This window comes from Idiomarina sp. 017G (assembly GCF_004362265.1).
Lineage (GTDB): Bacteria > Pseudomonadota > Gammaproteobacteria > Enterobacterales > Alteromonadaceae > Idiomarina > Idiomarina loihiensis.
The window spans coordinates 824,828-845,838 of sequence record NZ_SNWT01000001.1; the positions used below are offsets into that span (position 1 = coordinate 824,828).

Sequence of the window (21,011 nt, forward strand, 5' to 3'; positions counted from 1 at the left end):
AATGACTAACCGCCAGTGGTTCAAATTTCATTCCTGGGCTGGCTTCGCCTTTGCGGGGCTTCTGCTGCTCATTTGTATCACTGGCGTTTTAGCTACTTTGAGTTACGAAATTCAATACCTTAGTGACGAAAAATACCGGGCTCTAGAAGAACGTGAAGGCCCGGTGGCCTGGAAAGAGCTAGAGTCTAGCCTGAGTGAAAACTACCCTGAGAGCCATATTTTAGGGGCGCAGGTGCACTCGCAAGACTACCTCTCCGGCGAAGTCCGTTTAATGACCCCAAATGGCTTTCGCTTTGTTTATTTCGATGCGGCCAGCGGACAATTACTGGGTGAAGGTGGCTGGGGGCAAGTTTCACGCTACTTACGCGACATTCACATGTATTTGTCTATGGGTGGAATAGGTAAATACATTGTTACCCTCACCAGCCTCCTGCTTCTTATTTCGCTTATTTCCAGCTTTTATGTTTACCGCAAATGGTGGCGCGGATTTCTCGCGAAACCCGCTAAGCTCAGTTGGAAAAAACGAACGGAGTGGTCCTCCTGGCACAAATGGATGGGGCTTTGGAGTTGGTGGTTTATCGCTACCATTACAATTACGGGAATATGGTATTTAGCCGAACATATGATGTTCAATTTTGACATTGAACATTACCCGGCAGCACCAAAAATTGAGCATACCAAAGCGCAACAGCAACAACCCGCGCTTTCACTCACGGAGCTCGTTAGTATTGCGCAAGCCGCCCGACCAGATATGGACATTACCCGATTCTACTATCCGCACCAATACAACCAACCCATGTCTTTTACCGGACAAAATGGTTCAATACTGGTGCGTGACCGCGCTAACAGAGTATATCTTGACCCGGTTACCGGAGAGATTGCAGGAACTCAGTACGCCGGCAATTTAGGTATTGTTGCCAGAATTTCTGATACAGCCGACCCACTCCACTTTGGTGACTTCTCCGGACTGACCGTAAAACTTATTTACGCCTTCTTCGGGCTTATGCTAGTGGCATTAGTTGCAGGCGGAATGAGAATGCACTATTTACGGACTCAAAAGCGCGACCCAAACACCGCCAAATGGCTGGGAATTACCGGCAGTTTATCGCTTGTACTAAGCGTTGTAGCACTCATCTACACTACCGTTGTCTTCGACGACTACAGCAACACCTCCACGTCAATTTCTCCGCAGCTTGAACAGCTTAAAACCAAAAAATCTAACTACTCAGAGTAAATTTATTCCTTAACACTAAACCTACAAATGGTCGCAATCTGTACAACGCACAAAGTTTAGTGTAACTTAAAATAATTATCAGATAAGGATTCCAGCCATAGTAGGCTGTTTATTAAAGGGATTTTATGAAGAAAAAGTGGGAAGATTTAACCTTTTTACAAAAGGCGGTAGCTGGTGTTGTTCTAATGGCTTTAGCACTGCTTGCTCCCGAGTTTGCTATGCTGGTTCAATTTGGTGGCATTGAAGTCGCTTTCGCATTTTTACTTTTGTACCTCAAACCCACTTTGCTGTGGCTCCAGGCTAAATACAGCGAACTAGAAGTTAAGCTATTTACCGCTTATCTGTCGTTCACGCAAAGCGCGTCGACCAAGCCATCTGTGTTTATTACCCAGGCAACATTCTGCTGCGCCGCGCTTGCTATTACAGGCTCAATGGCCTTCTCCTTCAGCTTTTTTATGCCCGCCCTGCTGTTCAATTCCGTATTAATTTAATTTTCAGAAAGAACCTTCGTCAGAGCAGCGGAGTTTGTTGCTAGGCAAGGGAATAAGGGCTCGTCCTCACGGAGTGTCGAAGGCCAAGGATGGCCTGAGACAAGCGCACACGGACGTGCTCGTAGCGTCTCCGTGATGCCGAGTCCTTATTCCCTCAGAGCCAGAAACAAAAAAACCCGGCTCGAAGGCCGGGTTTTGTTTAAGCGTTGGCAGTTATTACCAGCCAGTTTTCTCTGCTACAGCTTTGCCGATATCGGCCAGGCTGCGTACAGTTTTAACGCCTGCGGCTTCAAGTGCAGCAAATTTCTCGTCAGCAGTACCTTTACCGCCGGCAATGATGGCACCAGCGTGGCCCATACGTTTGCCCGGAGGAGCAGTAACACCAGCAATGTAAGAAACAACCGGCTTAGATACATTGTTTTTAATGTACTCTGCCGCTTCTTCTTCTGCTGTTCCGCCGATTTCACCGATCATAACGATAGCTTCGGTTTCTGGATCTTTCTCGAACAGTTCCAGAATATCGATGAAGTTAGAACCCGGGATAGGGTCGCCACCGATACCAACACAGCTAGACTGACCAAAACCAGCGTCAGTAGTCTGCTTAACTGCTTCGTACGTTAATGTACCTGAACGTGACACGATACCCACTTTACCTTTCTTGTGGATGTGACCAGGCATGATACCGATTTTGCACTCGTCCGGAGTGATAACACCCGGGCAGTTTGGACCGATCATGCGCACGCCTTTGTGCGTCAGGTATTCTTTAACGTACAGCATATCCAGTGTAGGAATGCCTTCAGTAATACAAACAATCAGTTCGATACCAGCGTCTGCTGCTTCGATGATTGAATCTTTACAGAAAGGAGCTGGTACGTAGATAACTGAAGCAGTTGCGCCAGTTGCTTCTACAGCTTCTCTTACAGTATTGAATACAGGCAGACCTAAGTGCTCTTGACCACCTTTACCAGGTGTAACACCGCCAACCATTTGCGTACCGTAAGCAATAGCTTGTTCAGAGTGGAAAGTACCCTGACCGCCAGTAAAGCCCTGGCAGATAACTTTGGTATTTTTATCGATCAAAATGCTCATTATTGACCTCCTGCCGCAGCAACCACTTTATCGGCAGCATCAGATAAGCTCTCTGCAGCGATAATGTTCAGGCCACTTTCGTTCAATTTCTGGGTACCCAGTTCAGCGTTGTTACCTTCAAGGCGAACAATAACCGGTACTTTAACACCCACTTCTTCAACAGCGCCGATAATACCTTCAGCAATCATATCGCAACGTACGATACCACCGAAGATGTTAACCAATACGGCTTTAACAGAGCTGTCTGACAGGATAATTTTGAACGCTTCAGAAACACGTTCTTTTGTCGCGCCGCCACCAACGTCAAGGAAGTTAGCTGGTTCGCCGCCACTCAGTTTAACGATGTCCATAGTACCCATCGCCAAACCAGCACCGTTAACCATGCAACCAATGTTGCCGTCTAGTGCTACGTAGTTCAGTTCCCATTTAGCCGCTTCTGCTTCACGTGCGTCGTCTTGTGACGGATCGTGCATTTCACGGATTTTAGGCTGACGGTACAATGCGTTGCTGTCGATGCCAACTTTCGCATCCAGACAGTGAACGTTGCCTTCGTCAGTAATAACCAATGGGTTAATTTCTAACAGCGCTAAGTCGTACTGTTCGAACATTTTCGCCAGGCCCATGAAGACCTTAGTGAACTGCTTAACCTGGTCTGGAGTCAGACCCAGTTTAAAGCCTAGCTCGCGACCTTGGTATGGCTGCGCACCAACCGTAGGGTCAATTTCAGCTTTCAAGATTTTCTCAGGTGTTTCTTCAGCAACGGTTTCAATTTCTACGCCGCCTTCGGTTGATGCCATGAACACGATTTTGCGTGAAGCACGGTCAACAACTGCACCTAAGTAAAGCTCGTCTGCAATGTCAGTGCAGCTTTCAACTAAAATCTTAGCAACCGGCTGACCTTTCTCGTCGGTCTGGAAAGTTACTAAGTTTTTACCTAACCACTGCTCAGCGAATGCGCGAACGTCGTCTAAACTTTTCACTAATTTCACGCCACCCGCTTTACCGCGGCCACCAGCGTGAACCTGACATTTGACAACCCAAATGTCGCCACCAATACGTTTTGCCGCTTCTACCGCTTCATCAGCAGTGTCGCAGGCATAACCTTCAGATACTGGCAAACCAAACTCTTTAAAGAGTTGTTTACCCTGATACTCATGCAAATTCATGATGCTCTTCCGATTCGTTGAAACAACTTAAGCAGCTAAAGTGCTGCCTACCCGAATACCGCGCCGAATTTTAACCTGCTCGGCGCATAATTAACAGCCGCAAGCTAAATTGCATTGCGGCTGGTTCTCAGCGTCTTTAGATATCCAGGATAAGACGTTGAGGATCTTCTAATAGCTCTTTCACGGTAACCAGGAAACCTACCGATTGTTTACCATCAATAATTCGATGGTCATAAGAAAGAGCCAGGTACATCATCGGTAAAATTTCAATCTTACCGTCTACCACCATCGCCCGCTCCTGGATTTTGTGCATACCCAGAATTGCGCTTTGTGGTGGGTTCAAAATTGGCGTTGAAAGCAGTGAACCAAATACACCACCGTTAGTAATGGTGAAATTACCACCCTGCATTTCATCCATAGTTAACTTACCGTCACGGCCTTTGATAGCCAGGTCACGAATACCATTTTCCATATCCGCAATGCTTAAACGGTCAGTGTCGCGCAGAACTGGAGTTACCAGACCACGAGGCGTTGATACCGCAATGCTGATATCGAAGAAATTGTGGTAAACAATATCGTCGCCATCAATGGATGCGTTGACGTCTGGGAAACGTTTCAGTGCTTCAGTTACAGCTTTGACGTAGAAGCCCATGAAACCAAGACGCGTGCCGTGAGTTTCTTCAAACACGTCTTTGTACTTCTTACGCAAGTCCATAATTGGCTTCATGTTGATTTCGTTAAACGTGGTCAACATCGCGGTGTCGTTCTTAGCTTGCAACAGACGCTCAGCGATACGTTTACGCAGACGTGTCATTGGTACACGTTTCTGGTCACGGTCACCTGAAACGGCTGGCTGTGAAGACTGCTGTTTGCTGCTATCCGAAGACTTAGAAGACTGAGCTTTCACGTGTTTTTCCACGTCTTCTTTAGTGACGCGACCGCCCTTACCAGTGCCTTTAACGTCACTTGGCTTAAGGCCGTGTTCACCAAGTAAACGACGAACCGCAGGACCCGCTACTTCGTTGTCACCGTCATCGTCTTTACTTTCTGAAGAAGATTCAGATTTGCTGTCATCGGACTTGCTTGAACTACCGCCAGCAGACCCACCAGCTTCGACAATACCGATAACGTCATCAGCACCGACTGTCGCGCCTTCTTCGTGCTTAATTTCAGCTAAAACGCCATCAGCCGGAGCAACCACTTCCAGAACCACTTTATCGGTTTCAATATCAACCAGGTTCTGGTCACGTTTTACTGCATCGCCAGCTTTAACGTGCCAGATAGAAACAGTGGCATCAGAGACTGATTCTGGCAGTTGAGGAACTTTAACTTCCATTTTCTCGCCAGAACCTTTTTTGTCAGAGCCTTTGTCTTCTGAAGAATCAGATTCTTTTTTCTCTGACTTCTTGTCGTCGTCTGAGTCTTTATTGTCTGATTTATCGTCAGATGCCGACGCACCGTCACCTTCTTCAATTTTTCCGATAACTTCTTCAGCTGTTACGGTAGTGCCTTCTTCGGCAGTAATTTCGCCCAAAACACCGTCTGCTTCCGCAACCACTTCCAGCACTACCTTGTCGGTTTCGATGTCAACCAGATTCTGGTCGCGAGACACTTTATCGCCAGGTTTTACGTGCCATGTTGCAATTGTTGCATCTGCAACAGACTCGGGTAATTGAGGAACTTTAATATCAATCGCCATGGTTCATCTTCACCTATTTAATGGTTAGCGCTTCGTCAACAAGGTTTTGCTGCTGCTTGTTGTGCTCTGAAATGTATCCGACCGCCGGTGCGGCTGACGCACTACGACCACGATAAGACAACTGAGCTCCTTTCGGAATTGCGGCCCAGAAGTGATGCTGGCTGCTATACCATGCACCCTGGTTCTGAGGCTCTTCCTGACACCAGACAAAATCTTTAACGTGCTGATAATCTTTCATAATTTCTGCCACTTCTTCCGCAGGGAACGGATACAGCTGTTCGATACGAATAATGGCAACATCTTCTTGTTCACGCTCGCGGCGTTCTTTCAGTAAATCGTAGTAGACTTTACCTGAGCAAAATACCACGCGTTTTACTTTTTTCGGATTCAGATCATCGATTTCACCAATCGCGTTCTGGAATCCAAGATCCGCTAAATCATCCATTTCTGAAACCGCTAACGGATGACGTAACAATGACTTAGGCGTCATAACAACTAACGGACGGCGAACCGGACGTAAGTGCTGACGACGGATCATGTGGAAAACCTGTGCAGGCGTTGTCGGTACACAGACTGACCAGTTGTGATCGGCCGATAATTGCAGGAAACGCTCAAGACGGGCTGAACTGTGCTCAGGACCCTGCCCTTCGTAACCGTGCGGCAATAGCAATGTTAAACCACATAAACGTCCCCATTTCTGCTCGCCAGAACTTAAGAACTGGTCAATAACAACCTGGGCGCCGTTAACGAAATCACCAAATTGAGCTTCCCACATAACCAGAGACTGCGGTTCAGCCGTAGCGTAACCGTATTCGAAGGCCACAACTGCAGCTTCTGATAAAACTGAGTCATAAATTTCAATTTGCCCCTGATCTGAACCTAAATTGTTCAGTGGCATATAGGTAGAACCATCTTTTTGGTTATGCAATACCGCGTGGCGGTGGAAGAAGGTACCACGGCCGCTGTCCTGACCGGTCAAACGAATATGAGTGCCGTCGTTAACTAAGGTGGCATAAGCCAAAGTTTCAGCGAAACCCCAGTCCATTGGTTTATCGCCTTTCGCCATTTTCAGACGTTCTTGATACACTTTTTCAACGCGGGAATTCAGCTTGTCTTCTTCCGGATACTGAGTGATTTTTTCGCCCAGATCTTTCAGCTTATCTGCTGAGACTTTGTAGTCGTACTCAACGTCCCAGTCGTTTCCTATGTAGGGAGACCAGTCAACAGAGTGCTGACGCATAGGACGGTGTTCATCAACCACCACTTCGCCTTTATCTAATGCATCACGATAGTCAGACATCCACTGCTTAGCTGTGTCTTCATCTACTATCGACTTCTCTATCAGACGCTTGCCATAAAGCTCGCGGGCAACGGGTTGTTTTTTAACTTTTGCATACATCAGCGGCTGTGTTGCACTTGGCTCATCGGCTTCGTTATGTCCATGACGACGATAACAAACCAAATCAATAACCACGTCGCGCTGAAATGCATTACGGTAATCAAGCGCTAACTGAGTGACAAAAACAACGGCTTCAGGGTCATCCGCATTAACGTGGAAAATTGGCGCCTGCACCATCTTGGCAATGTCAGTACAATACTGAGTAGAGCGCGCATCTTCCTGTTTAGATGTAGTGAAACCAACCTGGTTATTCACCACGATACGGATAGAGCCGCCTACACGGTAAGCACGTGTCTGCGACATATTAAAGGTTTCTTGTACCACACCCTGACCGGCAACAGCAGCGTCACCGTGAATGGTAATAGGCAGCACTTTTTTGCCTTCCGGGTCTTTCAGGCGGTCCATGCGCGCACGAACCGATCCCATAACAACCGGGTTTACAATTTCAAGGTGCGACGGGTTAAAGGCCAATGCAAGGTGGACGTCGCCGCCCGGGGTCGCATAATCAGAAGAAAAGCCCATATGATATTTAACATCACCTGAGCCCTTTGTGCTGTCATGCTTGCCGGCAAACTCGTCAAATAAGTCCTGTGGTTTTTTACCCAGAACGTTGACCAAAACGTTCAAACGACCTCGGTGAGCCATACCAATAACGACTTCCTTGGCACCTTGCTCACCAGAGCGTGAAATGAGTTCTTTCAACAACGGAACCAGACTGTCGCCACCTTCTAATGAAAAGCGCTTAGCTCCCGGGAATTTTGACCCAAGATACTTTTCCAGTCCGTCAGCGGCTATCAGCTCTTTTAAAATTTTAGTCTGCTGTTCTTTTTCAAACTTGGGCTTTCCAAGAACACCCTCCAACCGTTGCTGAATCCAGCGTTTTTCCTCGGTTGAAACAATGTGCATGTACTCGGCACCAATAGAGCCACAATAAATATTTTCCAACGCCTCGTGAATATCACTCAGCTTCATTGTGTCTTTGCCAACAGCTAAAGAGCCGACATTAAACTCGCGTTCTAAGTCGTCTTTGCTTAAATCGTGGAAGTTTAATGAAAGGTCTGGAACGGTTTCCTGTTTCCATAAACCAAGAGGATCAAGGTTGGCGTGCTGATGGCCGCGGAATCGGTAAGCATTAATGAGCTGTAAAACTTTAACTTGCTTCTGATCTGCGGCAGTCGTGCTGCCTGTTTGAGATTGCTTGAGCTTATTCTTAGCGGCCTGGCGAAACTGCTCCCGGACATCGCTGAGTTTAGTATCAACAATGTGATTATCCTTCGGCAACGCATCGAACATTTGACGCCATTCATCACTGACTGCCGTCGGATCATCCAGATACGCCTCAAACATTTGTTCAATGTAGGCAACGTTACCACCGGCTAGATGCGATGTTTCTAACCATTCACGCATTACACCATCTTGCATTGCGTTTCCTTCACCTGAATAGATAAACCGTTTTTATAAAAAAATAGCCATCCTTTGTGGGATGGCCATCCACAACATCAACCGTTCAAATTGGCGCGACAATTTAACGAGTTAAACAGCGCGACTCAAAAGCATCGATTTGATGTGTCCAATAGCCTTTGTTGGATTCAACCCTTTTGGACATACGTTAACGCAGTTCATGATTCCGTGACAACGGAATACACTAAAGGCATCATCAAGTTCGTCCAGACGCTCGTCCGTTGCTGTGTCACGACTATCAATTAAGAAACGATAAGCGTGCAGCAGACCAGCTGGCCCAACAAATTTATCTGGGTTCCACCAGAACGACGGGCACGAAGATGAACAACATGCACATAAAATACATTCGTAAAGACCATCAAGCTTAGCACGGTCTTCCGGCGACTGCAGTCGTTCACGCGCTGGTGGCGTTTTGTCATCGTTGATAAGGTACGGTTTGATTTTCTCGTACTGTTGATAGAACTGGCTCATATCAACAATCAAATCACGAATGACAGGCAAGCCTGGTAGCGGACGAATCACAATTTTGTCTGATTTCAAAGAAGACAAATGAGTGATACAAGCCAAACCATTTTTACCATTAATATTCATACCATCGGAGCCACAAACACCTTCACGGCACGAGCGGCGGAATGCCAGCGATGGATCTTGTTCTTTCAATTTGATCAGTGCTTCTAGCACCATCAAATCCTGATTATCTTCTACTTCCAACGTGTACTCTTTCATATGAGGCGCGTTGTCGACATCAGGATTATAACGATAAACTGAAAATGTGTATTTTTTCATATACCCTCCAACTTAGTAGGTACGAGCTTTCGGAGGGAAAGCTTCACGCAGTTTAGGCGCCATATTGACTTCCCGCGTCACCATATCTTCCTTTTCAGGACGATAAACAGTGTGTACTAACCACTTCTCATCATCACGATCCGGGTAGTCTGCACGGCTGTGAGCACCGCGACTTTCTGTACGGAAGCTGGCAGCAACTGCAGTTGAGTAAGCCGTTTCCATCAAGTTATCTAGCTCAAGGCACTCGACGCGCTGAGTATTAAACTCTTTAGAGGTGTCATCAAGACGGGCGTTTTTCAGACGTTCGCGAATTTCGCGCAGCTCAGCAAGCCCTTCTTTCATTGAATCGCCTTCGCGGAAAACCGAGAAATTAAGTTGCATGCACTGTTGCAGGTCTTTCTTAATTTGTGCCGGATCTTCGCCTTTCTGAGTGTTTTCCCAACGATTATAACGCGCTAGTGCCGCGTCAATGTCGTCGCTACTTGCTTCTCTGGCTTCTACGTTAGCTGCAAGCGTTTCACCCAGATGCATACCAGTTGAACGACCGAATACCACCAGGTCAAGCAGTGAGTTACCGCCTAAGCGGTTAGCACCGTGTACGGATACACAAGCAATTTCACCACAAGCAAACAGGCCTTTAACGTGAGATGTCTGACCATTGTCGTCTACAGACAACACTTGTCCGTTAACGTCCGTCGGAATACCGCCCATCATATAGTGACAGGTAGGAATAACCGGAATAGGCTCTTTCACCGGATCAACGTGTGCGAATGTACGTGATAAATCACAAACACCCGGCAAACGGCTTTCCAGGGTTTCTTTACCCAGATGATCCAGTTTCAGTTTAAGGTGAGTACCCCATGGGCCTTCACAACCACGTCCTTCACGGATTTCAGTCATCATAGCGCGTGAAACAACGTCGCGTGATGCCAAATCTTTCGCGTTTGGCGCATAACGCTCCATAAAGCGTTCACCGTCTTTGTTCAGCAGGTAACCACCTTCACCACGACAACCTTCTGTAACAAGCGAGCCCGCTCCGGCAATACCGGTTGGGTGGAACTGCCACATCTCCATATCTTGTACAGGAACGCCGGCACGCAGTGCCATACCAATACCGTCACCGGTGTTGATATGAGCATTGGTCGTTGAAGAATAAATACGACCCGCACCGCCGGTAGCAAGAACAACGGCCTTAGCTTTAACAAAGTAAACTTCGCCGCTTTCGATATCCATGGTGGTTACACCACAAACTTCGCCGTCTTGGTTCTTAACGATATCCAGCGCGTACCATTCTGAAAATACGGTGGTTTTTTTCTTCACGTTTTGCTGATAAAGCAAATGCAGCAAAGCGTGACCGGTACGGTCAGCTGCAGCGGCAGTACGAGCAGCCTGCTCGCCACCAAAGTTCTTCGACTGACCACCAAATGGACGTTGATAAACTTTGCCGTTTTCAAAACGCGAGAATGGTAAACCTAAGTTTTCCATTTCTAAAATAGCTTCAGGGCCAGCTTTACACATGTATTCGATAGCGTCCTGGTCACCAATATAGTCCGAACCTTTAACGGTATCGAACATGTGCCATTCCCAGTTATCTTCATGCGCATTACCTAATGCTACAGTAATACCACCCTGAGCAGAAACTGTGTGAGAGCGTGTTGGAAACACTTTGGACATCAACGCGCAGCTCAATCCCTCTTGGGAAATTTGCAGTGCTGCTCGCATGCCGGCACCGCCAGCACCAATCACCACTGCATCATATTCTAAAGTTTTAACAGTCACTTAAACACCCCACAGTACGAATAAGCCAGTGAGCCAAACAGCGATCAGACCAACGCTGAAAACCAGTTGGATAAAAGCTCTGAGACCGGACGCTTTCACGTAGTCTGTTGATACTTGCCAAATGCCAATCCAGCCGTGAATTAACACAGAAGATAAGGCCAGCATAGTGAACACTTTCATCCAAATGTTGGCAAACAACCCACTCCACACTTGATAAGTTACATCTGGCGTAGAAAGGAAGAACCCAGCCATGAACAGTGAATATAGAACCATTACAATCGCGCTGGCTCTCAATAAAATAAAGTCATGAGAACCGCTACGACCAAAAGTAGCTGCTGCTGTTACCATAGCCAAACTCCTACTAATACGGAAAAGATCACAGAAAGAGCAATTGAGACAATTGCGCTGATTCTTCCGGAATCGAGTTCTTCCCAGTAGCCCATGTCCATTACTAAGTGACGCAGACCAATGATTAAGTGAAATCCTAGCGCTGTCAAAATACCCCAGCCAATAAATTTAGCGATAAAGCTGGTCATGATACTCTCGATTTGAGCAAAGCCTTCAGGGCCACTAAGTGACACGGCAAAAGCCCAAATTAGAAAAGCCAGAGAGAACAGCATAGCAACACCGGAAATACGATGCAGTATGGATGCTTTGGCAGCGGCAGGAAGCTTGATAGTTGATAAGTCTAAATTAACAGGTCTTTCTTTTTTCACGATAGATTGCCTTTTAATAAAGCACAAAAGAAATGCAATTTTCGTTTGCGCGACACAGAAACATGCCACCAATACGGCGCAAAGTATATCTAGCCAAGCTATTAATTACAACGACAAACTCAGATTTGAACGCTGACTAAAATACGCTTTACTACTAAAGTCTAACCTAACAAGATAATTCTTCAATCTGAGTAATCTTTTCGTCATGTTTATTACGTATATTTCGCTATAATTGGTTCATGTTCCCCGATTAAAATTGACATTTACGGGCATGATCGAGTTAAATTAGCGCACTTTTTCAAAGTAGATAGCGAGGAGAATTCCTTATGGCTGATCGTAAAGCCACTTTACAGATTGACGGCCAATCCATTGAATTGCCGGTACTATCACCAACGGCAGGAAAGGATGTAGTTGACGTCCGAACTCTGGGAAAACATGGTTATTTTACTTTTGACCCAGGGTTTCTGGCTACAGGCTCTTGCGAGTCGGCTATCACCTATATAGATGGTGAAAACGGCGTTTTACTGCACCGCGGTTACCCTATTGGTGAGTTAGCAACTAAAGCAGATTACTTAGAAGTTTGCTACATGTTGTTGCACGGCGAAGCTCCTACCGAAAAGCAATACCATGAATTCAAAAACACCATTACTAAACACACTATGGTGCATCAGGGAATTCACAATTTCTTTAATGGTTTCCGTCGCGATGCTCACCCTATGGCAATGTTATGTGCCGTAACGGGAGCTTTATCATCGTTCTATCATGATGATCTGGAGATTCACGATGAAAACCAACGTTTACGTAGTGCTTACCGTCTGATTGCAAAAATTCCAACAATTGCAGCAATGGCTTATAAATTCAGCATTGGTCAACCTTTCGTTTACCCACGTAACGACTTAGGTTATGCAGAAAACTTCCTGAACATGATGTTCTCGGTTCCTGCGGAAGACTACAAAATAAGCCCTGCGGTAGCTCGCGCTATGGATCGCATCTTTACTTTGCATGCTGACCACGAGCAAAACGCATCAACGTCAACAGTACGCCTTGCCGGTTCTTCTGGTGCTAACCCTTACGCATGTATCGCTGCGGGTGTTGCGTCTTTATGGGGACCAGCCCATGGTGGTGCAAACGAAGCTTGCTTGCGTATGCTGGCTGAAATTGGCTCTGTTGAAAACATTCCAAAATATATTGAGAAAGCAAAAGACAAAGACGATCCTTTCCGTCTAATGGGCTTTGGTCACCGTGTATACAAAAACACCGACCCTCGTGCAACGGTAATGCGTGAATCTTGCCACGAAGTACTGAAAGAATTGGATCGTGATGATCCATTACTTGACGTCGCAATGGAACTGGAGCGTATCGCTCTGGAAGACGACTACTTCATTGAAAAGAAACTCTTCCCTAACGTTGACTTCTACTCAGGTATCGTACTGAAAGCTATTGGTATTCCTACCAATATGTTCACCGTTATCTTTGCGCTGTCACGTACTGTCGGCTGGGTTTCTCACTGGCACGAAATGATGGGCGAAGAAAACCAGAAAATTGGTCGTCCTCGTCAGTTATATACTGGTTATACAAAACGTGAGTTTTCACCAATTAAAAAATAAATTGGTTTGAGTTAAGAAGGCGCTCGGTTGAGCGCCTTTTTTTATGCCCGCTCTTAATTAGTTTGAGTACATTGCTTTTCACACCTTACAGAACGTGCAACGAAGCCTTAAATTCTTTATACTACGTCGCATTTCGTTGGTCGCCAAAGAGAGAGCTGACAGACAAATTCATTTTCAACGTGCTTTAGCAAGTTGCAGATAATTACAGAGAGGCTTATGCAGCAAGTAGTCAATGTACAACAACCCATCATTACACCACGTAAATTCAAGGTATATCAGCATCGCCAGTTAGATAAAATTGAGGCGTTAAAGAAAGTTCCTGATGACATGCGTTTTGAAATGAAAGTCGTCGCTAATGTACTGCCATTCAGAGTTAATGAATATGTATTTAACGAACTGATTGACTGGGAAAATGTACCCAATGACCCGCTGTTTCAGCTAACTTTCCCGCAAAAAGATATGCTGGAGCCTTCTGCGTACCAGCGCATGGCAGACCTAATGTCAGGCAAGCACACCACCAATGAAGTGTTTGATTTGGCGACTCAGCTACGCGATGAAATGAACCCTCACCCTGCCGGACAAATGCAAATGAATGTGCCGCATGTTGACGGTGAGCCTTTGCCGGGCATGCAGCATAAGTACCGCGAAACGGTGCTCTTTTTCCCGGCTCAGGGGCAGTACTGCCATTCTTACTGCACTTTCTGCTTCCGTTGGGCGCAATTTGTCGGTAAAGCTACCCGCTTTAATTCAAATGACGCGGATCAATTGCACCGCTATCTGGCTCAGCACAAAGAAGTTACTGACTTGCTGGTGACCGGCGGCGACCCTATGGTTATGCGCACGCGCAAGCTGGCCCATTACTTAGAGGGTTTACTGCAACCTGAGTTCGAGCACATTAAAACCATACGCATTGGCACTAAATCATTAACCTTCTGGCCATATCGCTTTATCACCGACCCCGACGCGGACGATTTACTGCGTTTATTAGAGCGCTTAGTTGATGGTGGCAAGCATGTGTCGATAATGGCGCATTTAAACCACCCGAATGAATTACGCACTGAAGTATGTCAGGAGGCCATTCGTCGCCTGCGCGCTACAGGTGTTCAAATCCGCTGTCAGGCTCCTTTACTCAAGCACATTAATGACGACCCGGATGTCTGGGCTTCTATGTGGGAGAAGCAGGTACAACTCGGATTAATCCCTTATTATATGTTTGTCGAGCGGGATACCGGAGCAAAACGTTACTTTGAAGTACCGCTGGAGCGTACCTGGGAAATTTTCCAGAAAGCGTACCAGCAGGTTTCAGGTATAGCTCGTACCGTGCGAGGCCCCTCGATGAGTGCCGGCCCGGGGAAAGTAGAAGTTCAGGGTGTTACTGAAATTGCTGGTGAGAAAGTCTTTGCCTTACGCTTTATCCAGGGGCGCAATCCGGACTGGGTACAACGTCCCTTCTTCGCTAAATATGATCCGGATGCCACCTGGCTGCATCACTTAAAACCAGCTTTTGGTGAGGAAAAATTCTTTTTCGAAGATGAGTATTCAAAAATGTCGGCGATGGATTAATCATCGCCTGCCAGTTTTCGTGCCCGCTGCAGGTCCTCTTCAGTATCAATGCCTGTAGCCGGTGCGAGAATGGCTTCAGCGACATGAATACGTTCTCCGTGCCAAAGCACCCGCAATTGTTCTAACGACTCAAGCTGTTCAATAGGGCTTGGCTCCCATTCAATATAACGTCTGACAAAACCCGCCCGATAAGCATAAATACCAATGTGACGATGATAATGCTCAGTAACGACATTTGTCGCCCGGTCGGCAGAAAAGTGCTCTCTGTCCCACGGAATTGCGGCACGGCTAAAGTACAGCGCATAACCCGCAGCATCGGTAACCACTTTTACTGTATTCGGGTTAAAAATATCTTCAGCGTCAGTAATGGGCACGGCCAGTGTCGCCATAGGTGCCTGCCGTTGATTGGCTAAGTTATCGGCAACCTGTCGAATAATTTCAGGCGGAATAAAGGGCTCATCACCCTGAACATTAACCACCACCTCGTTTTCTGCCAGAGCTAATTGTTCGATAACTTCAGCCAAACGTTCCGTACCCGAGGAGTGTTCACTTGAGGTCATCATGACGCGACCACCAAACTTATCAACGCCCTCTTTAATCCGCATATCATCGGTAGCAACTATGACTTCGGCAGCGCCACTAGCCTCAGCTCGCTCAACCACATGCTGAATCATCGGTTTACCGGCAATATCGGCTAAAGGTTTGCCCGGCAAGCGGCTGGAACCGTAGCGAGCTGGAATGACAACGGTAAAACTCATGAAGGAACCTTTTCTAACTCTTCTGATGATAACTCGCGAGCCTTATCCGCTATAAGCACGGGAATATTCTCGTCTATTGGATATGCGAGGCGTTCTCCGCGGCATACTAACTCGTCTTTATCGGCGTAATAGGTCAGTTTCCCTTTACACTTTGGACACGCCAATATTGCTAATGTCGTTTTATCGATGGCCATTTTTCTTCCTTTCCAGCTCTGCCAATAAGTTAGTTTTCATCACTTCGGGCAGCTTCGCTTCAATTGTTTGGTAATACCAGTCAGCTTGCGCAAAAGACTGGCATTTACCAGCATCTTTTTCTGTCATTAATATAGGGTTACTAGCCAGGTTAGAAAAGTCCTGTTGACTAAAAGCGTGATGATCCGCAAAGCTCTGACTGTTCTCCAGTTCAATACCCTGCTCAATTAGCGAGTTAAAAAATCGCTGCGGATAACCAATACCAGCCACGGCATTAAATTTGCTCTCGGTTTTTAACGCAACTTGCTCGTTATTATCAACCCGGTACCAGTTGCCAGGCTCGACATCCACAACATGTCGGGCGAATGCATGACGACCATAGTTAGAAATAACCCAGTCCGCACCTTTGAGACGCCATGGGCCTTCCCGTAATGGGCCCGCAGGCAAAAGCCATCCATTTCCGGTGCCTCGTTCAGCGTCTATCATAATTAATTCAATATCGCGTTTGAGTGCATAATGCTGTAACCCGTCATCACAGATAATAACGTCTACTTTGGGGTGTTGTTCCGCCATAAGCTTTGCAGCCTGAGCTCGTTTGGGCGCAATAACAACAGGGCAGCCAGTGCGACGACGCATGAGCAAAGGTTCATCACCGGCTTTTTCCGGAGAGTCGCTCTCTAAAACCTCATAAGGAAAAGGCCCTTTTGCACCGTAACCACGACTGATAATGCCCGGATTCCAGCCCTCATCTTTGAGCCATTGACTTAAGGCCACAACCATAGGTGTTTTGCCAGTGCCGCCCACGCTAATGTTTCCCACTACTATGACCGGAACATCAGCTTTATAGCGTGGCATTAACCCCAAAGCATAAAAACTGCGACGCAAATTTGTTACCAGCCAAAACACCAGCGACAGTGGTGTCAGCAAAAACAGTAAAGGGTGCAGCCTGGCTTTATACCACTGCTTTTGAAGCCACATTAGGCGCTCCCGCTAAACTGCAAGTTATGCAGCTGAAAATATGCGCCTTCCTGATCAAGCAATTGCTGGTGTGTACCGCGCTCAATAATCTCACCGTTGTCCATAACCAAAATTTCATCGGCATTTTCAATAGTTGATAAACGGTGCGCAATAACAATAGCTGTCCTGTTTTTTCTCAGGGTTCCTAACGCATCCTGAATATGGCGTTCGGACTCGGTATCCAGAGCCGATGTTGCTTCATCCAGTATCAGAATAGGCGCGTCTTGTAGTAGCGCACGGGCTATAGCAATACGCTGACGTTGACCACCGGACAGCATCACCCCGTTCTCGCCCACCATAGTATCCAGGCCTTTTGGCATGCTGTCGGTGAACTCAGTAACGTAAGCTTGCTCAGCGGCTTTAGTGATGTCTTCACGCGAGACATCTTTCGAGGCACCATAAGCAATATTGTTTGCTATGGTGTCGTTAAACAGGGTTACGTGCTGAGATACCAGCGCAAACTGACGCCTTAAGCATTTCAATTTATAGTCGTTAATATTATGGCCATCAAGCAGAATGCGGCCCTGCTCGACATCGTAGAAGCGCGTGAGCAAATTCGATATTGTTGACTTACCACTGCCTGAACGACCTACCAGCGCAATGGTTTTGCCCTGATCAACTTTAAAGTTAATGTGCTGAAGCGCGGGTTCATCACCTTTTTGATAAGAAAAGGTCACGTCATCAAAAACAATATCGCCCGCAGCCCGGTCAACCACCCGCGAGCCTTTATCAACTTCAATCGGTTCGTCAAGAATCGCAAACACACTGGTCGCCGCCGCAATACCGCGCTGGAAATCACTGTTTACGTTAGTAAGCTGCTTCAAAGGACGCAGCAGCATGATCATAGCGGTAAGTAACGTAGTAAAGGCACCAGCAGATAATTCTCCCAGCATTTCGGGGAAACTGGCAATAACTAAGACCATAGAAAGACTTAAGGACGCTATAAACTGAATAACCGAAGTGCTAATAGCGCGGGTATTCACCAGCTTCATATTCTGGTTACGAGTAATATTGTTTATGTTCGAAAAGCGGGCAGACTCACCTTTTTGCCCCTGATGCATAATCACAACCTTATGGCCGTTGATCATCTGCTCTGCGGTTGTGGTTACGTTACCCATAGCTGTCTGAATACGGCTACTTACTTTACGAAAGCGGCGAGAAACGACCCCAACAACTTTTGCAACCAGAGGGCCTATCACTAAAAATACTAATGACAATTGCCAGCTTTGGTAAAACATTAGACCTAATAATCCGGCGACGAAGGCTCCTTCTTTTACCAAAACCAGAACGGCCCGACTACTCGCTTCTGCCACCTGCTGAGTGTCATAAGTTATTTTTGAAATCAAGTCGCCAGTTGAGTGCTGATCATGGAAACCGACCGGTAGTTTCATCATATGGTCAAACAATTGCTGCCGCATTTTAGTAACAACTTTAAAGCCAACCCAATGCAGGAAATAGCTGGAGGCAACATTCAAAGAACCGCGAAGGATGAAAATAAAAGGAACAAAAAGCGCACCATAAAGCAGTATATTAGAGTCCTGCTCTGTTAACCCGTCATCTATTAAGGTTTCAATTTGGGATAAAAACAATGTATCAATGGCAGAGTAACCAATCATACATAAGACCGCAGCAATAAAAGCTGCCTTATAAGGTTTGATATAACCTAATAAGCGTTTAAAGGTCGTCTTTTTTTTAAGCTGAGAATCCATGTAATCTCATATTAGTCATTAACACTTCTGATATTCTACCTGTTTTCAAAGGGTAACTCCAAACTCCATGTGTTGCCGTCACTAACTATGGTCAGTTGTCCGCTGTCTCTGGTTCCAAACCAAGGCTTTTGAGTACGGGAAAGTCTTTCCTGTGTATAGCGATGGGGAAAGTCATATCCTTTATGTTTACCGTAACTGATAAGATAGATGTCCGCATCGACCGCCTGTAACAAAGGCCAGCTAGTGGATGTTTTACTGCCATGGTGTGGAATCAACAGAACATCGGAGTTAGCTTCAGGCAGCTTATGTAAAGACTTCAACAATAATTGCTCCGCCATCATTTCAATGTCTCCGGGCAGAAAAACACTGAAGTCTTTATAACTGACGCGTAATACACATGAACGATTATTTTTACTTAACCGATTTGCATCCTGATAAGCAGACGTTGGCCACAGAACCTCCCATTGTATGCTGTTCCATTCACCTGTATCACCGGCGCGACAGGGTTTATCACTGGCATCTCCGCGCCACTCTAGCTGAGGATACCTTTGTCTAAGAAAATCTCTGCCGCCGTTATGATCTCTATCGCCATGGCTGATAAAAGCCAGCTCAGGCCGCAAACCATGATAATTAAGAAAAGGTTCAATAACCGCTTCTGCAACACTGAAACCCGAACTAAACTCAATACCGGTATCAATGAGCATGGCTTTGCCGTCCTTCTCTATTACTAAAGCCTGGCTTTGCCCCACATCCAGAACATGAAGACGCAACTTCCCGTCCCGTTGATTAAAAAATGAAAAAGCCGCAACAGGCAAGCACAATAATAAACCTAACCTTTGCCAACCACGACTTACAGGCAACAGCATGGCCGCAGTAAGTGCGAACAAAACAGCAAACCGTGCTGCGCGGGTTATCGGCCATTGATTCAGTTCCAACCAATTAGCCGGGTGCCCTGCTAAAGCGTCCAATAGTGGGGTCAAACAGGTAACCGGTAGTTCAGACAACTGCCAGAACGACACAGCAATATCAGAACCAAACAACGCAAAAACAGTTCCTATTAATGCCAGCGGCAATAACCAAAAGCTGATAACAGGCAACACCAACAAATTGACTACGGGAGCAAAAAGCGAAAAGCCGCCAAATAATAAAAATGATAAAGGAGACATCACCACCAACAGCTGCCATTGAATTGACCAAAGGCTTTTTACCGCGGAGAAACGGCCACGACTTTTGCTCCAGCGCCAACTGGCAAGAAAAAGTGCGGCAACGGCAGTAATAGATAACCAAAAACCGGGATCCTGCCAGGCAAAAACATCAACCACTAGTACCGCAGCCACCACTCGCAACAATAAGCTTAGCGGATTTAACTTGAGCTTTAACACAATATGCAGAAGAACCACCAGAAACATGGTTAAAGCTCTTACAGTCGATATTGAAAAACCTGACATGCCCGCATAGCCGCTTACCACAATTGCCGCGAAGACCAGCGACCACAGCCGAATGTCTAGTCGCTCTCTATTTTTTAAGCTGATAGGAAAACAGTAAAAACAAAAACGAAAGAATAGAATAGTTGAGCCTGCAACCATCCCCAGATGCAAGCCGGATATGGCCAGACTATGAGCTAACCCCGTTTTTTGCCAGCTTTCACGAGTGGCAGAGGTTAACAGGCTACGTTCGCCAATAGTTAATGCAGCCAATATACCCGGTTCAGATAAATCAGCTCGTTCTATGCCATCGAAAACTCTCTGCCGAAAACTGATTACACGAGTCAGTTTTTCGCCATCTTTGACCGTTCCTAAGGCATAAATATTATTACGTAATAAGTATTTCCGGTATCGAAAACTCCCTTGGTTGCGGTAGTCCGTTGCCTGTTTCAGCTTCACTTCCAGTTGCCAACGCTCACCAGCTTTCGGCACCTGTTTATGGTGGCTGTTATACCAACTCAGTTGAACCCGGGGTTGCAGCCAGAATGGCAAAACTTTACCAGCCAGAACTTCTACTCTGCCCGTCATACGCAAATGAAAAGGATAACGACGCGACATTTCATCCACGACAAGCGTCAATTGAATTTCATTACCCATCAATTCGTCTGGTATCGCGCGTAAATTTTGCCAATAAAGGTTGGCATTACCCCATAAAATGCCGCAAAATAACACCATCAGTCGTAGTACGATGGTTCGCTGTTTTACTTCCCTCTGTCTAAAATAAAAAAAGGCATTAACTGTCGCCAAAAGTAGTAGTGCGATAGTTGAAAAAATTAGCCAAAATTTGATGTCAGAGTGTAACGAGGCGGACAATATTCCGCCAACAAAGACCAGTAACCAACGATCCATCGTTGCTCCTTC

Annotated in this window: 17 protein-coding genes; 4 read left to right on the forward strand and 13 right to left on the reverse strand. The window is 46.3% G+C overall.

What is annotated here, in order from left to right; genetic code table 11:
* Nucleotide 1: 1 nt before the first annotated feature.
* Both DEU30_RS04055 and DEU30_RS04060 read left to right on the forward strand, forming a co-directional pair.
* On the forward strand, nucleotides 2–1,234 hold the full coding sequence (locus DEU30_RS04055) for a PepSY-associated TM helix domain-containing protein (RefSeq protein WP_114981219.1): 1,233 nt from the start codon (nucleotides 2–4) through the stop codon (nucleotides 1,232–1,234).
* Nucleotides 1,235–1,359: 125 nt separating this feature from the next.
* Nucleotides 1,360–1,725 (forward strand): hypothetical protein, encoded by a 366-nt coding sequence (locus DEU30_RS04060; protein WP_114981218.1) that lies wholly within the window; start codon nucleotides 1,360–1,362, stop codon nucleotides 1,723–1,725.
* A gap of 216 nt (nucleotides 1,726–1,941) precedes the next feature.
* On the opposite strand, the gene sucD is transcribed toward DEU30_RS04060, so the two are convergent.
* From sucD to sdhC, 8 genes are all read right to left on the reverse strand, one after another.
* Nucleotides 1,942–2,814 (reverse strand): succinate--CoA ligase subunit alpha, encoded by an 873-nt coding sequence (sucD, locus tag DEU30_RS04065; protein WP_011234743.1) that lies wholly within the window; start codon nucleotides 2,812–2,814, stop codon nucleotides 1,942–1,944.
* Entirely contained in the window at nucleotides 2,814–3,980 is a 1,167-nt protein-coding gene (gene sucC, locus DEU30_RS04070; RefSeq protein ID WP_011234744.1) for an ADP-forming succinate--CoA ligase subunit beta, read from the reverse strand. The genes sucD and sucC overlap by 1 nt, the downstream gene beginning before the upstream one ends.
* A gap of 136 nt (nucleotides 3,981–4,116) precedes the next feature.
* Nucleotides 4,117–5,679 (reverse strand): 2-oxoglutarate dehydrogenase complex dihydrolipoyllysine-residue succinyltransferase, encoded by a 1,563-nt coding sequence (gene odhB, locus DEU30_RS04075; RefSeq protein WP_114981217.1) that lies wholly within the window; start codon nucleotides 5,677–5,679, stop codon nucleotides 4,117–4,119.
* A 13-nt stretch (nucleotides 5,680–5,692) separates the two neighbouring features.
* Nucleotides 5,693–8,500, reverse strand: coding sequence for a 2-oxoglutarate dehydrogenase E1 component (locus tag DEU30_RS04080; protein ID WP_114981216.1), 2,808 nt, complete (start codon nucleotides 8,498–8,500; stop codon nucleotides 5,693–5,695).
* Nucleotides 8,501–8,611: 111 nt separating this feature from the next.
* Nucleotides 8,612–9,325 carry a succinate dehydrogenase iron-sulfur subunit gene (locus DEU30_RS04085; protein WP_011234747.1) on the reverse strand — a complete coding sequence of 238 codons (714 nt, stop codon included), beginning with the start codon at nucleotides 9,323–9,325 and terminating at the stop codon, nucleotides 8,612–8,614.
* A 12-nt stretch (nucleotides 9,326–9,337) separates the two neighbouring features.
* Nucleotides 9,338–11,104, reverse strand: coding sequence for a succinate dehydrogenase flavoprotein subunit (sdhA, locus tag DEU30_RS04090; RefSeq protein ID WP_114981215.1), 1,767 nt, complete (start codon nucleotides 11,102–11,104; stop codon nucleotides 9,338–9,340).
* Nucleotides 11,105–11,452 carry a succinate dehydrogenase, hydrophobic membrane anchor protein gene (gene sdhD / locus DEU30_RS04095; RefSeq protein WP_011234749.1) on the reverse strand — a complete coding sequence of 116 codons (348 nt, stop codon included), beginning with the start codon at nucleotides 11,450–11,452 and terminating at the stop codon, nucleotides 11,105–11,107. It abuts the gene before it with no gap.
* Nucleotides 11,446–11,820, reverse strand: a complete 375-nt coding sequence (gene sdhC, locus DEU30_RS04100) for a succinate dehydrogenase, cytochrome b556 subunit (RefSeq protein WP_011234750.1) — start codon at nucleotides 11,818–11,820, stop codon at nucleotides 11,446–11,448. The genes sdhD and sdhC overlap by 7 nt, the downstream gene beginning before the upstream one ends.
* Before the next feature lie 326 nt (nucleotides 11,821–12,146).
* Between sdhC and gltA the strand changes: the two genes are divergently transcribed.
* Both gltA and DEU30_RS04110 read left to right on the forward strand, forming a co-directional pair.
* The gene (gene gltA, locus DEU30_RS04105; RefSeq protein ID WP_011234751.1) at nucleotides 12,147–13,427 is read left to right on the forward strand and encodes a citrate synthase; all 1,281 of its coding nucleotides are present in this window, start codon (nucleotides 12,147–12,149) and stop codon (nucleotides 13,425–13,427) included.
* A gap of 216 nt (nucleotides 13,428–13,643) precedes the next feature.
* Complete coding sequence (locus DEU30_RS04110) at nucleotides 13,644–14,990, forward strand: 4Fe-4S cluster-binding domain-containing protein (protein WP_011234752.1); 1,347 nt, start codon at nucleotides 13,644–13,646, stop codon at nucleotides 14,988–14,990.
* Here DEU30_RS04110 and kdsB read toward each other — a convergent pair.
* From kdsB to DEU30_RS04135, 5 genes are read right to left on the reverse strand one after another with little or no spacing between them, the layout of a single operon-like run.
* Nucleotides 14,987–15,748: a 3-deoxy-manno-octulosonate cytidylyltransferase gene (kdsB, locus tag DEU30_RS04115; RefSeq protein ID WP_034821294.1), complete on the reverse strand. Its 762-nt coding sequence runs from the start codon at nucleotides 15,746–15,748 to the stop codon at nucleotides 14,987–14,989. The genes DEU30_RS04110 and kdsB overlap by 4 nt on opposite strands.
* Complete coding sequence (locus DEU30_RS04120) at nucleotides 15,745–15,942, reverse strand: Trm112 family protein (RefSeq protein ID WP_011234754.1); 198 nt, start codon at nucleotides 15,940–15,942, stop codon at nucleotides 15,745–15,747. Before DEU30_RS04120 ends, kdsB begins: the two co-directional genes overlap by 4 nt.
* Complete coding sequence (lpxK, locus tag DEU30_RS04125; protein WP_011234755.1) at nucleotides 15,929–16,918, reverse strand: tetraacyldisaccharide 4'-kinase; 990 nt, start codon at nucleotides 16,916–16,918, stop codon at nucleotides 15,929–15,931. Before lpxK ends, DEU30_RS04120 begins: the two co-directional genes overlap by 14 nt.
* Complete coding sequence (gene msbA / locus DEU30_RS04130) at nucleotides 16,918–18,666, reverse strand: lipid A export permease/ATP-binding protein MsbA (protein WP_114981214.1); 1,749 nt, start codon at nucleotides 18,664–18,666, stop codon at nucleotides 16,918–16,920. The genes lpxK and msbA overlap by 1 nt, the downstream gene beginning before the upstream one ends.
* Before the next feature lie 35 nt (nucleotides 18,667–18,701).
* The gene (locus DEU30_RS04135; protein WP_114981213.1) at nucleotides 18,702–20,999 is read right to left on the reverse strand and encodes a DNA internalization-related competence protein ComEC/Rec2; all 2,298 of its coding nucleotides are present in this window, start codon (nucleotides 20,997–20,999) and stop codon (nucleotides 18,702–18,704) included.
* Nucleotides 21,000–21,011 lie beyond the last annotated feature (12 nt).